Source organism: Amycolatopsis sp. NPDC114503 (assembly GCF_055633655.1).
The window spans coordinates 20,556-33,717 of record NZ_JBVKDT010000009.1 but is presented as its reverse complement, the minus strand read 5'-3'; the positions used below and the strand labels follow the sequence as shown (position 1 = coordinate 33,717).

General features: G+C 69.3%; 15 protein-coding genes. 9 read left to right on the top strand and 6 right to left on the bottom strand.

Annotated features, from left to right (window positions below; all coding sequences use genetic code 11):
• Positions 1-135 precede the first annotated feature (135 nt).
• Entirely contained in the window at positions 136-1,413 is a 1,278-nt protein-coding gene (locus ACZ7OI_RS33530) for a cytochrome P450 (protein WP_344278238.1), read from the top strand.
• 393 nt (positions 1,414-1,806) lie between these two features.
• Here ACZ7OI_RS33530 and ACZ7OI_RS33525 read toward each other — a convergent pair whose 3' ends face one another.
• Both ACZ7OI_RS33525 and ACZ7OI_RS33520 read right to left on the bottom strand, forming a co-directional pair.
• Entirely contained in the window at positions 1,807-2,433 is a 627-nt protein-coding gene (locus ACZ7OI_RS33525) for an alpha-ketoglutarate-dependent dioxygenase AlkB (protein WP_470268099.1), read from the bottom strand.
• Between the two features lie 41 nt (positions 2,434-2,474).
• Entirely contained in the window at positions 2,475-3,053 is a 579-nt protein-coding gene (locus tag ACZ7OI_RS33520; RefSeq protein ID WP_470268098.1) for a helix-turn-helix domain-containing protein, read from the bottom strand.
• A gap of 137 nt (positions 3,054-3,190) precedes the next feature.
• Between ACZ7OI_RS33520 and ACZ7OI_RS33515 the strand changes: the two genes are divergently transcribed.
• Positions 3,191-3,796 carry a hypothetical protein gene (locus ACZ7OI_RS33515; RefSeq protein WP_470234065.1) on the top strand — a complete coding sequence of 202 codons (606 nt, stop codon included), beginning with the start codon at positions 3,191-3,193 and terminating at the stop codon, positions 3,794-3,796.
• A gap of 96 nt (positions 3,797-3,892) precedes the next feature.
• Positions 3,893-4,666, top strand: coding sequence for a class I SAM-dependent methyltransferase (locus ACZ7OI_RS33510; protein WP_470268097.1), 774 nt, complete (start codon positions 3,893-3,895; stop codon positions 4,664-4,666).
• On the opposite strand, the gene ACZ7OI_RS33505 is transcribed toward ACZ7OI_RS33510, so the two are convergent.
• Entirely contained in the window at positions 4,659-5,588 is a 930-nt protein-coding gene (locus ACZ7OI_RS33505) for an RluA family pseudouridine synthase (protein ID WP_470268096.1), read from the bottom strand. The genes ACZ7OI_RS33510 and ACZ7OI_RS33505 overlap by 8 nt on opposite strands.
• 12 nt (positions 5,589-5,600) lie before the next feature.
• Positions 5,601-5,996, bottom strand: a complete 396-nt coding sequence (locus ACZ7OI_RS33500; RefSeq protein ID WP_470268095.1) for a DUF5313 domain-containing protein — start codon at positions 5,994-5,996, stop codon at positions 5,601-5,603.
• Between the two features lie 104 nt (positions 5,997-6,100).
• Between ACZ7OI_RS33500 and ACZ7OI_RS33495 the strand changes: the two genes are divergently transcribed.
• Positions 6,101-6,544, top strand: coding sequence for a MarR family winged helix-turn-helix transcriptional regulator (locus tag ACZ7OI_RS33495; RefSeq protein WP_116203003.1), 444 nt, complete (start codon positions 6,101-6,103; stop codon positions 6,542-6,544).
• Between the two features lie 64 nt (positions 6,545-6,608).
• On the top strand, positions 6,609-7,493 hold the full coding sequence (locus tag ACZ7OI_RS33490; protein ID WP_470268094.1) for a TIGR03854 family LLM class F420-dependent oxidoreductase: 885 nt from the start codon (positions 6,609-6,611) through the stop codon (positions 7,491-7,493).
• 14 nt (positions 7,494-7,507) lie between these two features.
• On the opposite strand, the gene ACZ7OI_RS33485 is transcribed toward ACZ7OI_RS33490, so the two are convergent.
• Complete coding sequence (locus ACZ7OI_RS33485; protein ID WP_470268093.1) at positions 7,508-9,034, bottom strand: MDR family MFS transporter; 1,527 nt, start codon at positions 9,032-9,034, stop codon at positions 7,508-7,510.
• 87 nt (positions 9,035-9,121) lie between these two features.
• On the opposite strand from ACZ7OI_RS33485, the gene ACZ7OI_RS33480 reads away from it, so the two are divergent.
• The 4 genes from ACZ7OI_RS33480 (at position 9,122) to ACZ7OI_RS33465 (ending at position 12,844) form a co-directional block, all read left to right on the top strand.
• Positions 9,122-10,258: a DUF1015 family protein gene (locus tag ACZ7OI_RS33480; RefSeq protein WP_470268092.1), complete on the top strand. Its 1,137-nt coding sequence runs from the start codon at positions 9,122-9,124 to the stop codon at positions 10,256-10,258.
• 41 nt (positions 10,259-10,299) lie between these two features.
• A complete protein-coding gene (locus ACZ7OI_RS33475) occupies positions 10,300-11,376 on the top strand; it encodes an ATP-dependent DNA ligase (RefSeq protein ID WP_470268091.1) in 1,077 nt (358 codons plus the stop codon).
• Complete coding sequence (gene ligD / locus ACZ7OI_RS33470; RefSeq protein ID WP_470268090.1) at positions 11,373-12,386, top strand: non-homologous end-joining DNA ligase; 1,014 nt, start codon at positions 11,373-11,375, stop codon at positions 12,384-12,386. Before ACZ7OI_RS33475 ends, ligD begins: the two co-directional genes overlap by 4 nt.
• A gap of 194 nt (positions 12,387-12,580) precedes the next feature.
• Positions 12,581-12,844 carry a hypothetical protein gene (locus ACZ7OI_RS33465; protein ID WP_470268089.1) on the top strand — a complete coding sequence of 88 codons (264 nt, stop codon included), beginning with the start codon at positions 12,581-12,583 and terminating at the stop codon, positions 12,842-12,844.
• Positions 12,845-12,861: 17 nt separating this feature from the next.
• Here ACZ7OI_RS33465 and ACZ7OI_RS33460 read toward each other — a convergent pair whose 3' ends face one another.
• Positions 12,862-13,131, bottom strand: coding sequence for a hypothetical protein (locus ACZ7OI_RS33460; RefSeq protein WP_470268088.1), 270 nt, complete (start codon positions 13,129-13,131; stop codon positions 12,862-12,864).
• Positions 13,132-13,162 lie beyond the last annotated feature (31 nt).

The following is a 13,162-nucleotide window of genomic DNA, read 5'->3' as shown; positions in this document are numbered from 1 at the left end:
GGGGGGTCCGACAATTCCCGGAGCCCGTCACCTGGCCGGGTGACGGGAGTCCACTGTGGACCCGCGCTGGTCACAGGGTGACGGGCGTCTCCGCCGAGGACCGGCGCGAGGGGTGGTTGCGGTACTGTCGCCGGCATGGGGAGTCTCCGTTCGCGCGTCCTCGCTTGGGCCGGCCGCCGGTACATCGCCCGCCAGCAGAAGCGCGGTTTCGATCTTGAGAAGATGGCGCTGCTGCCGGATTCGGCGCTGGAGCCGTTGCGCCGCCAGGGCCTCGACCCGGTGCCGGACCTCGGCCGGCTGCGCGGCGAGGCGCCGATCAGCAAGCTGGACCTGCCGTTCGGGATGAACGCCTGGCTCGTGACCGGGTACGAGGAGGCCAAGGCCGTCCTCGGGAAGGGCACGGAGTTCAGCAACGATTTCACGAACCTCGTCGGCAACGCGGGCGTCACCGAGGACCAGAACCCGGGCGGCCTCGGCTTCGCCGACCCGCCGGTGCACACGCGGCTGCGGAAGCTGCTGACGCCGGAGTTCACGATGCGCCGGCTTTCCCGGCTCACGCCGCGGATCGACGAGATCGTGGCCGGCCAGCTCGACGCGATGGCCGCCGCCGACGGGCCGGTGGACCTGTGGGAGCAGTTCGCGCTGCCGATTCCGTCGCTCACGATCTGCGAGCTGCTCGGCGTGTCCTATGAGGACCGGGCGGACTTCCAGCGGTTGAGCACGGCACGGTTCGACCTGTTCAGCGGCGCGGGCGCGTCGCTGGGCGCGATCTCGGAGTCGCTGGGATACCTGCTCGAGATCGTCCGCAAGCAGCGCGAGCAGCCCGGCGACGGCCTGCTCGGCATGCTGATCAAGGAACACGGCGACGAGATCGACGACCGTGAGCTGGCCGGCCTCGCGGACGGCATTCTCACCGGCGGCCTCGAGACCACCGCGAGCATGCTGGCGCTGGGCGCGCTGGTGGTGCTGCGCGACCCGGCCGCGTTCGAGGCGGTCCGGGGCGACGACGATTCGGTGCACCGGTTCGTCGAGGAGCTGCTGCGGTACCTCACGGTGGTGCAGATGGCGTTCCCGCGGTTCGCGAAGCAGGACCTGGACGTCGCCGGCGTGCACATCAGCGAGGGCGACATCGTGCTGGTGTCGCTGTCGGTCGCGGACCGCGACCCGGTGCTCGGCAAGGGCGACATGGACCGCTTCGACCCGACCCGGGAGCCGTCCTCGCACCTGGCCTTCGGGTACGGGATCCACCGGTGCATCGGCGCGGAACTGGGCCGGATGGAGCTGCGAGCGGCGTACCCGGCACTGGTCCGGAGGTTCCCGAACCTGCGGCTGGCGGTGCAGCCGGAGGAGCTGGCGTTCCGGAAGGTGTCGATCGTGTACGGGCTCGACTCGCTGCCGGTGCTGGTGGACTGACGCTGAATCCCCGGGTTCCCGGGCCGGTTCGGGCAGACGAACGGTCAGGCGGCGCCCGGGCTTGGCGCGCGGCGGGATCGACCGCCGGATTCGGCGGATGAATCCCGGACGGCGGCTTGAGCCAGCGGGCGGCGGCCGATCCGATGGCCCGGTCGGATCAGCGGTGAGCTGACGAGGTCTGAATGCGGTCGAGCTAACGCCGTGAGCGACGAGGCAGTCGAAGGACGGCATCCTCACGGCGCGAGAGATTCAGCGCTCGACGTGCCGCCGGTTCCCCTCGCCGGACCGCATTCCCGGCAGGGCTCAACCTGCCTCCTTCCTTCAGCGGACGAGACTTCAACCGCCGAGCCTTCAGCGGCCGAGACTTCGGCAGCCGAGCCGATTCGAAAGGGCTCATCGCACCCCTCTCGGCCGGAACTGCACGCTGATCCGCGGCCCCACCGCACGGGCCGTCTTCGGGATCGCGTGTTCCCACGTCCGCTGACAGGACCCGCCCATCACGATCAAATCCCCGTGTCCCAACGGGTATCGCACCGAGTCCCCGCCGCCTCTCGGGCGCAGCGCCAGGTGCCGGGCCGCGCCGACGGACAGGATCGCCACCATGGTGTCCTCGGTCCGGCCGCGGCCGAGGTCGTCGCCGTGCCAGGCGACGCTGTCCTGGCCGTCGCGGTAGTAGCAGAGCCCGGCCGTGCGGAACGGTTCGCCCAGTTCAGCCGCGTAGTGCGCGGACAGCGCCTCCCGCGCTTCGGTCAGGACGGGATGCGGCAGCGGCGCGTGCTCCCGGTAGAAGCACAGCAGCCGCGGGACGGCGACCACCCGGTCGTACATCTGCCGGCGTTCCGCGTGCCACGGGACCTCGGCCGCCAGGTGCTCGTACAGCTCGTCCGAGCCGTCGAGCCATCCCGGCAGCACGTCGATCCACGCTCCCTGCCCCAGTTCGGTGCGCTGCACGCCGGACAGCGGGCCCAGCGTGGCCGGCCCGCTCGCACCGAACAGCGAGCCCTGAAATGCCTGACTCATGCCTCCAAACTACACGACAATCGAACACCTGTTCGGATGAACTACTCGGCGGGCTTGGGATGCGCGGTGACGACGAGCCGGTGCAGGCGCGCGTCGGGGGCGGATTCGTTGTGGTAGCGGGACACGAGGTCGGTCACGAGGGTGGTCAGCTCGTCGGTGAACGCCGCACGGTCGCGGGCCGACGCGAAGGCGATTTCCGTGTCCAGGGTCAGCGTGGAGAGCGGTTTGCCCGCACGGGCCGCGCGCCGCGCCAGTCCGGCGACCTCGCGCAGGGTCCGGCCGGCGACGGCCAGCAGGTAGCTCACCGACAGGCGGTCCGGCTTGACCCGGGCGGCGCCGGCCGCGCCGAGTGCGGCGGGGGAGACCAGGTAGGCGCCGGCGGTGGCGGCGAAAAGCCGTTCGGTGAGGCCGCCCCATTGCCGGGTTCCGGCGGGCTCGATCAGGCCGTGCGAGGCGAGCGCGCGCAGGTGGTAGTTGACCTTTTGCCTGGTCAGGCCCACCTTGGCGGCCAGCGCCGCGGCGGACGCCGGTTCGGTCAGCGCGGCCAGCAGGCGGGCGCGCACCGGGTCCAGCGCGGCCGCCGCGACGGCGGGGTCCTCGATCACTTCGACGTCCTGCATCCCCTGAGCCAAGCAGTGACAAACAAAGTCGTCAAGGGAGACGCTCTTGTCCGCGACCGGCCGGGGACCTACAGTGATCACCCAGTGGTCTGGACCTGTACCGCTACCGCCGCCCTGAGTTCGACGGAGGTTGGCACGTGCGCACGAGAACCCGGATCGGCGGAGCACTGGCGGCGGCGGTGTGCGGGGTGGCGATTCTCGCCCCGGTCGCGGACGCCCAGGTCGGCGGCGGCACCTGGAAACCCTGGTCGCCGGGGTACAAGGAACAGCAGAAGGGCTGCGGCCAGGTCAGCGGGCTCACCTTCAAGCTGACCTGCTCCGACGGCAGCGGCGAGCAGCGGGCCGAGCGCCGCTACGACACCTACACCGGCGGCACGCACCAGTTCGAGGGCTCCTTCAAGATCACCAGCATGGGCGGCTCGCGGATCAGCCTGAAGCAGACGTTCCGCGACGGTTCGAACGCCGGGCCGTATTTCCTGCTGGCGGTGGAGAAGGGCGGCCGGCTCTACACGGTGGAGAACGGCCAGACGGTGGCGACCGGCGCGACTGTCGGGACTTCGGTGCGAGTCAACACGATCAACGAGGTCGGCAGCTCCCACAAGGTGTACATCAACGGTTCGCTGAAGCAGACGGACGACAGCCCGTCGGGCAGTTATTACGACAAGTTCGGGTCGTATCGGACGGCGAGCGGGGCCGGGCCGATTACCGTGCAGTGGAGCGGAATCAAGTTCTGGACCAGGTGATCGCTTTCTCGCCGGACGGGTGCCTTCCGCCGCCGGGCATCCGTCCGGCGAGAATTTCCGTTGCCGCGGCAGGGGAATTCGGTCACCGTAGCGGTCATGACTTTGGTTGAGCATTACGACACCGAGACCACGGAGAGCACCCGGCTGGTTCGCTCGCCGCACGGCAGACTGGAATTCCTGCGCACGCAGGAACTGGTGCGCAGGGCGATATCCGCGGCTGGAAAGAGGGTGCTCGACGTCGGCGGGGCGACGGGCGTGCACGCCCGATGGCTGGCGGCGGACGGACATTCGGTGCACGTAGTCGATCCGGTTGCCGGGCATGTCGCAGGGGCGGCCGGGATCGAAGGCGTCACAGCGGAAGTCGGTGATGCGCGAGCTTTGCCCTGGCCGGACAACAGCGCGGATGTCGTGCTGCTGATGGGCCCGCTCTACCACTTGACCGAATCCGGCGACCGCGCGCAAGCGCTTGCCGAAACCCGGCGCGTGCTTCGGCCTGGCGGCATTTTGTTCGCCGCCGCGATCAGCCGTTATCTCTCGGCCATGGAGACCGGAACAAACGGTCGGCTCACCGAGCAGTTGATACCGTCGGTGGAGGCTGTCCTCAATACCGGACGCTATGACGGCCACGTCGGTTTCGTTCCCGCGCATTTCCACACCGCGGACGAGCTTCGCGGCGAGCTGGAAACCGCTGGGCTGTCGGAGATTTCGGTGTACGGGGTGGAGGGCCCGGCCTGGCCGGCGCTGGACGTCGCCGGGATCGGGGAATTCGACGCACGCGTGGACGCGGCTCTTCGGTGCGCCCGTCTGGTCGAGCAGGATCCGCTGCTGATCAACGCCAGCGCGCATTTCCTTGCCGTAGCTGTCAACTAGCCCATTCGTCCAGCGAATCCCAGGCGGTGAGCGTCCGAGCGCTGGTGAACCGGCGGTGCTCCCCGCTCAGCGGATCGTCGAATTCCAGCACTTTCGCCAGCAGCTGCAAGGGTTTCGTGAAGTCGTCCAGCGGTTTCTCGTGCAGTTCCGGATAAAAATCGTCGCCGAGGATGGGGACGCCCAAGGAACACATGTGGACCCGCAACTGGTGCGTGCGACCGGTGGCGGGGGTGAGGCGATAGCGGCCAAGTCCGTCCCGGTGCTCCAGAAGCTCCACTGTGGACTCCGCATTCGGCGGCCCGGGAATCTCCTGCGCGGCCAGCACGCCGCGTTCCTTGATGATCCTGCTGTGCACAGTCCGCGGCAGCTCCAAGGCCGGATCGTACGGCGCGATCGCCTCGTATTCCTTGTGCACCAACCGATCGCGGAACATCGTCTGGTACGCGCCCCGCGCGGACGGCGTGATCACGAACATCACCACGCCCGCCGTCACGCGGTCGAGCCGGTGCGCGGGGGACAGCGCGGGCAGATCCAGTGAACGACGCAGCCGCACCAAAGCGGTTTCCAACACGTGCCGTCCGCGCGGGATCGTCGCCAGGAAGTGCGGTTTGTCGACCACCAGCAGGTGCTCGTCGCGGTGCAGGACGGTGACGTCGAACGGCACCGGGACCTCGTCCGGCAGATCGCGGTGGAACCAGATGAACGAACCGGGGACGTACGCCGCGTCGATCCCCAATGGACCGTCCTCGCCGTGGATGCGCTGCTCGTGCAGCATTTCCTCGATCCGCGCGGGAGCGACCCGCGGCAGGCGTTCGACCAGGTGCTCCAGCAGCGTCGTCCACGGGCCCTCGTCGGGCAGCCGCAGCCGTGCCGGGTCAAGGCCGTGCCGGGGCGGGATCGGGGCCGGGCGCTTGCGTCTCATCGGCTCCCGAGTCTAGTCGGCGGGGTCGCGCCGGTAGGCCGCGATGTACCGGGCGGTCGCCTCGGCATTGGCCTCGGCGGCCTTCTCACGCCGGATCCGCTTGCCGGTTCCGGGCGGAAAACCGTTGCGGGACAACCGGTGGTCGATGCTCTCCTCCATGTAGGCGCACGAGTAGAAGTACGACACCAGCGCGGCCATCAGCACGATCGCCAGCCGCAGTCCGAGCGGTGCCGGCAGCAGCAGCCAGACCAGGCACAACGGCGCGATGCCCACCGACGCGCGCAGGACGTGGCGCGCCTTCCAGTGCTTGGACGTCGCGTCGTGCAGCAGCCAGTCCTGGTAGCGCTCGGGGAGCCGCCCGCTCACCGCATACCAGAACCAGCGGAGAACGCCGGGCCGTTCGGTCATCGTCCCTCCTCGGGGTCTGCGACCAGAGTACCCTAATGATTAGTACACTAACTATTAGTGTGGTGCAGCCCGCGCTAGGGTGGGCTCGAGCACGAGGAGGACGAGTGGCCGAGATCGACCTTGGCGAGGACCCGCTGAAGCTCGACCGGCAGGTGTGCTTCGCGCTGTCGGTCGCCTCGCGCAGCGTGATCGCGATTTACCGGCCGCTGCTGGAGCCGCACGGGCTGACGCATCCGCAGTACCTGGTGATGCTGGCGCTGTGGGAGCAGTCGCCGCGCTCGGTCAAGGACCTCAGCACGGCGTTGCGGCACGAGCCCGCGACGCTGTCGCCGCTGCTCAAACGGCTGGAGGCGGTCGGGTACGTGACCCGAGGCCGCAGCCGGGCCGACGAGCGCCAGTTGACCGTCGAGCTCACCGAGAAGGGCCGGAACCTGCGCGCGGAGGCGGAGAAGATCCCGTATCGCGTCGTGGAGCGGCTCGGCATGGAGGTTTCCGAGCTGGAAGCGCTGCACGCCGCGCTCGGCCGGGTGATCGAAGCGACCGCCTAGCGGGAAGAACCAGCGCCCGGATCCGGTTCTGCTCAAGGAAACGTGTCGACTGAGCGGAGCGAGCGTGGACAAGATCCGGGTGGGGGTGGCTCCGGGACTCGGGACCGGGCCTGCGGAATTCTCCGGTTTGGCGGAGCTGACGGAGGCGGCGGGAGTCGACTCGCTGTGGCTGTCGGAAGTGCTCTATTCGCCGGATGTCGACCCGCTGATCGGCATGACGCACGCGCTCGCTCGCACCGAACGGCTCAAACTGGGCACGGGCGTGGCGATCCTTCCCGGACGGAACCCGGTGCTGGTGGCGAAACAGCTGGTCACGCTGGCCGGGTTGGCCCCGAAACGCGTGCTTCCGGTGTTCGGGCTGATGCCCGCGCAGCCCGCCGAACGCGCCCTGTTCCCGGTGCCGGACGGCCGGCGCGCGGCGGTCTTCGACGAGTCGCTCGCGTTGCTGCGCCTTCTGCTGGAACAGGACAACGTGTCCTTCGACGGCGAGTTTTTCCAGGTCGACGGCGTGACGATCGGGCCGCGTCCGGCGAAGCGGCTCGACGTCTGGGTCGGCGGGTCCGCTCCGGCCGCGTTGCGCCGCGCGGGCCGCTTGTCCGACGGGTGGCTAGGCAGTTTTCACACGCCGGAGCAGTCCCGGGCGGCGCGGCTGGCGATTCAGGAAGCCGCTGCCGAAGCCGACCGGGAGATCGAATCGGACCACTTCGGGTTGAGCATGGTGCTGGCGCTGCACGGGATTCCGGAAAGGCTGCGGGCCGTGGCACAGCAGCGCAATCCGGGCCGTGCGGCCACCGAACTCGTGCCCACCAGTTGGGCCGAGGCACGCGGGATGATCGAGCAGCACGTCGAGGCCGGACTCACGAAATTCGTGGTCCGGCCCGGATACTCCGGCGACTACCGGAAGTTCCTCGACGATTTCGTCCGCGAACTCGTGCCATTGCAGAACTAGCAGAACTAGCAGAACTAGAACGTCAGCTGCTCGGTCTTGCGGGGCATGAGCAGCAACGCGACGACGCTGAGCACCGACACGGCCACGATCGCGAGGAACACGTTGTGCGTGGCCCCGGCGAGCGATTCGCGCACGTACGCCGTGGCCGGTGAATTGTCGTGTGCGCCAGTGAGGATGCGGCTGGTGGCGTCGACGCTCGCCGGAAGGTGCCCGGCGACCTCGGCGGGCGGGTTCGCGAACCGGCCGGCGAGGGTGGCGTTGGCGATCGCGCCGAAGATGGCCGTACCGACCGCGCTGCCCAGCGAGCGGCTGAACATGTTGGTCGCGGTCACCACGCCGCGGCGCTCCCAGCCGACGGTCGACTGCACGGCCACCACAGTCGGGCTCGACGACAGCCCGAGCCCGATACCGACGACGAATACGGCCGCCGCGGCCATCCAGACCACCGAGTCCAGGCCGAGGAACGTCGCGATAATGGTCCCGACGAGCAGGAATCCGCTGCCGATCAGCGCGGTGTCGCGGAATCCGATCCGCAGGTAGACCTTCCCGGACAGCGACGCGGCAATGGGCCAGCCGATCGTGAGCGCGGCCAGCGCGAAGCCCGCGGTGAGCGCGTCCGTGCCGAGCACGCCTTCGGCGTACGTGGGCAGGAACGAACTGAAGCCCAGCAGCACCGCGCCCGTCACGAGGGCGACCAGGTTCCCGCCGATCAGCGTGCGCCGGGTGAACACCCACAGCGGCAGCACGGGTTCCTCCGCGCGCCGCTCGACCAGCACGAACGTGACCAGCATCAGGACGGCGACGGCGAAAATCGCCAGGCTCGGCGCGGAGGTCCAGCCCCACGCGACCCCGCCTTCCAGCAGGGCCAGGATCAGCAGCGCGCACCCGAGCGTCAGCAGGGTCGCGCCGGCGTAGTCGACCTTGTGCCGCGTGCGTTTCACCTGCTCGGTGAACTTGCGGTAGAGCATCCACGCGGCGAGCGCGCCGAGCGGCAGGTTGACGAAGAAGATCCACCGCCAGCTGAGGTATTCCGCGAACACGCCGCCGAGCGTCGGCCCGATCACCGAGGCGACCGCCCACACGCCGGCGAGGTAGCCCTGCACCCGGGCCCGCTCCTCGACCGTGTACAGGTCGCCGACCATCGTCATGCTGATCGGCTGGACCGCGCCCGCGCCGATGCCCTGCACCGCGCGCGCCGCGATGAGCACAGGCATGCTCCACGCGACCCCGCAGAGCACCGAGCCGAGCAGGAACGCGGCGATGCCGAAGAACATCACCGGGCGACGGCCGAGGACGTCGGCGAACTTGCCGTACAGCGGCACGGTGACCGCCTGGGTGAGCAGGTAGATCGAGAACAGCCACGGGAACTGGGAAAACCCGCCGAGGTCGCGGACCACCGAGGGGACCGCGGTGGCGATGATGGTGCTGTCGAGGGCCACGAGGCCGGTGCTCAGCATGACGGCGGCGAGGACGGGTCCCCGCTCGGAACGAAGGCCCACGGCGGCGCGTTTCGCCGCGGGCGGACTGCTCGTGCTACCCATGCCGGGAATAAACTCCTTCGCCCCGGCAAGCATTCCCCAGCCGATCGATCGGTGCCCGGGGGTCCGCCTGACCGCCATCATGGAGGGATGGACAGATGGGTGCGGCCGATCGGCCGGGGCTGGGTCGTTCAGGGCGCGGTGCCGGGACCGGATGTCGACGAGTTCGCTGAACCCGAGGCGGTGACCAGGGCACTCGCGGCGGCGGAAGGGGACACGCTGCTGGCCGCGCAGCATCCGGCGCGGACGCCGGCGGCGCTGGCGGCCGGGCTGGACGTCGAGGCCGCGCTGCCGGAGGCGCGGGCGACGCTCGAACGGCTGCTGACCGGGCATTACCGGCCGGAAACCGGGTTCGTCGCGGCCTACCGGATCGGCGAAACCATCGCGGGCGTGCTGTGCGTGGTCGACGTCCGGGAGCTGACCTCGGGCGACGCGCACGTGAAGCACACCGAGGAGGTCTATCCGGAGGTGGTCGCCGAACGCGCGGCCGTGCTGGACGGCCTCGGCTGCGCGACGAGCGCCGCGCTCCTCGTGCCGGTCGGCGACGGCGCGGACCTGACCGCGGCGGTCAAGGAAGCGGCGAGTTCCGCGGATCCGGATATGTCCACTGTGGACAGGGCGGGCCTGCCGCACGACCTGTGGGTGGTGGGTCCCGGCGAGATGCAGGAACGGCTGCTGGAGGCCGCGTCGGCGACCGATCTGCTGGTGGCGGACGGGAATCACCGAGTCGCGGCGGCAGCCGGGAGCGGGCAGCTGCTGGCGTTGATCACGGCGGGTTCGCAGCTGGAGATCCGGGCGATCAACCGCGTGCTCCTCGGGACCGGGCACTCTGCCGAGAGCCTGTTCGCCGCTTGGCAGGAGGCCGGGCTGGAGGTGGCCTGGCCGGATGACCCGGCTCCGCCGTCCTGCCCCGGCACAGTCGTGGTGCTGGCCGGATCGCGCGTGCTGCGGGTGCGGTTGCCGGGATCGGATCCGCTGGTGATCGACCACGAGGTGGTGGAACAGACGCTCCTCGGCTCGGCGCTCGGCCTCGACCCGGACGGCCCGCACGTGCGCCCGCTGCTGCCGGGCAGCCCGGTTCCGCCGGACGCGGACGCGGTGGTGCAACTGGCCCCGGTGCCGTTCGAGACCGTGCAGGCGGTGCACGCGGCGGGACGGCGGATGCCGCGGAAGGCCACCTACTTCACGCCTAAGCCGCGGGGCGGGCTGGTCCTGGCGCGCTGGTAAAAAGGTGCAGGTCAGCGTCTGTTCCGCTTAGGATCGCGCAGGTGGAGCTACCTCTGATGCCGCCGGTGCGGCCGATGCTCGCCAAAGCCGTGCACGAGGTGCCGCGCGACGGCGGGTTCTGGTACGAGCCGAAGTGGGACGGTTTCCGCTGCGTGGTGTTCCGCGACGGCGACGAGGTCGAACTCGGCTCGCGCAACGACCGGCCGCTCACCCGGTACTTTCCGGAGCTGGTCGACCTGCTGCGGGACGCGCTGCCGGGCAAATGCGTCGTCGACGGCGAGATCGTGCTGGTCACGCCGCGCGGCTTGGACTTCGGGGCGCTGCAGCTGCGGCTGCATCCTGCGGCCAGCCGCGTCCGGAAGCTGGCGGAGGAGACTCCCGCCAGCTTCGTGGCGTTCGACCTGCTCGCGCTGGGGGAGCAGGACCTGACCGAGAAGCCGTTCGCCGAGCGGCGGCGCGCGCTGGAGGGGATTTTCGCGCCCTCGAGCGGCTTGCAGCGGGTGCACCTGACCCCGCTCACCACCGATCCGGACACCGCGCAGGACTGGTTCACCCGGTTCGAGGGCGCGGGCTTCGACGGGGTCATGGCGAAACCCGCCGATCTTCCGTATGAGCAGGACAAACGCGTCATGCTGAAGGTGAAGCACGAGCGCACCGCGGACTGCGTCGTCGCCGGTTTCCGGTGGCACAAGGACGGCAAGGGCGTCGGCTCGCTGCTGCTCGGGCTGTACGACGACGAGGGTTCGCTGCACCACGTCGGCGTCGCGAGCAGCTTCACCGCGGCGCGGCGCCGGGAACTGGTGGAGGAGCTGGCTCCGTGGCGCGAGAACGCGCTCGAAGGGCATCCGTGGCGCAGCTGGGCGGAATGGCAGGCCGACGAGGTCCGGCGTCCAGGCGCGAACAGCCGATGGGCTCCGGACAAGGACCTGTCGTGGGAACCGCTGCGCCCGGAACAAGTCGCCGAAGTCCGCTATGAACACCTCCAGGGCGGCCGTTTCCGCCACGGCGGACGGTTGGTCCGCTTCCGCCCGGACCGAACTCCGGATTCGTGCACCTACGCACAACTCGACGAAGCCCCGCCTGCCGAGCTGGCGGATCTGTTCGGGGAGGCCCGATGAGCGGCGTGACACTGGAACTGGACGGCGTGGAACTGACCATTTCCAGCCCCGACAAGGTTTACTTCTCGGAACGAGGCGAGACAAAGCTCGATCTCGTGCGCTATTACCAAGCCGTCGCGGGCCCCCTGCTGGACCGGCTCGGCGGACGTCCGTTGCTGCTGGAACGCTATCCGGACGGCGCGGGCGGAAAATCGTGGTTTCAAAAACGCACGCCGAAGAATGCCCCTTCCTGGCTGACCACAGCTGTCGTCTCCACCCCGAACGGCACCACCAGCGACGCACTGGTGGCCGCGGATTTGGCGCACGTCCTGTGGGCGGTGAACCAGGGCTGCCTCGGCTTTCACGTATGGCCGAACCGCGCGGCTGCGGTGGACATCGCGGACGAACTGCGCATCGACCTGGACCCGTCACCCGGGGTCGGCTTCCCGCAATTGCGCGAGGCAGCGGTCCTGGTGCGCGAATTCCTTGCCGAGCTGGGAATCGAGGTCTATGTGAAGACTTCGGGTTCGCGGGGGCTGCACCTGTATTCCATGCTGGAACCGCGCTGGGACGGCTACCAGGTGCGAGCGGCCGCAGTGGCTTTGGCGCGGGCTTTGGAACGGCGGCATCCGGACCTCATCACCGCGCAATGGTGGAAAGAAGAACGCGGTTCGCGGGTTTTCGTGGACTTCAATCAGAATGCTCCGCATAAGACGGTTTTCGGGGCTTGGTGCGTGCGGCCGAGGGTCGGCGGCCAGGTTTCCACGCCGATCGCATGGGACGAACTGGCGACGGTGGAGCCGGACGCCCTGACGCTCTCGACAGTTCCGGCTCTCGTGGAGAAGCGCGGCGATCCGTGGGCTGGGGCGAATGAGCGGCCGCAGTCGATCGAGGCACTGCTGAAGATGTCTCGGGAAGACATGGCTGGTGGGCTGATGGATGCGCCTTGGCCGCCGGTGTACCCGAAGATGCCGAACGAACCGCCTCGGGTCGCGCCGAGCCGGGCGAAGAAGGCGGCTGCCGAGGAGTGAATCGGTGGGACGCACGTCACAGGGCTGGTATTGTCGGCGGCACGGCGATGTGATCGTGCTGCCTGTTTGGGCGCGACGTTGAGGCACCGCGTTCAGCCGTGCTAAGGGTGGCGGACCTTAGCTTGCCCAATGGAAACATTGGTCGGGCTTGACGTCTTCTCGTCTGCCTGGCCAGGCAGGCAGGGAGCGCGACCGTGGCGATGAGCCTCGCTGAGTACACGGCGATTGTCGCCGTCACCGGCACAGTCGTCGGCGGCATTGTCCGCCCGCTCTGCAAGTGGCTCACGGTGAGGACACTCGCGGCGAAGGCGCGGCCCGAGGACCTTCCCAAGATCGCCGAAGCCCTTCACCCGCCCATACAGTTGCGCCCGGTGCGCTCAGTTGAGGGAAAGCGGGCCCTTTCCGCAAGCCCTGCCGAGGAACCCGCCACAGCCCGCGAGCCGACCCGACGTCCGTGAGGGACTCAGGGTTCCCCTCACCCCAACGACAGATCAAACGCCAGCTGCTCCTCGGAACCAGCCTGCACGGAAGCCCCGGAAAGACTGGCCACGCACCCAGGACAAGGCGTCACCTGCCCAGTCCCCGGCTCGGTCAGATCCACCGGCGTCCAAGTCCGCGAATCCCGCTCCCCGCAGGCAGACCGCCGATACCGAAGATCGTCCGCGCGAGTCATCAGATGCGCGACCGGATCCTCCTCCGGCAGCGCGCCGACCAGATACCACCGGGCCGCAATCGTCTCCGTCATGGGAACTCGTCCTCCAAAGAGGCTGCTTCGA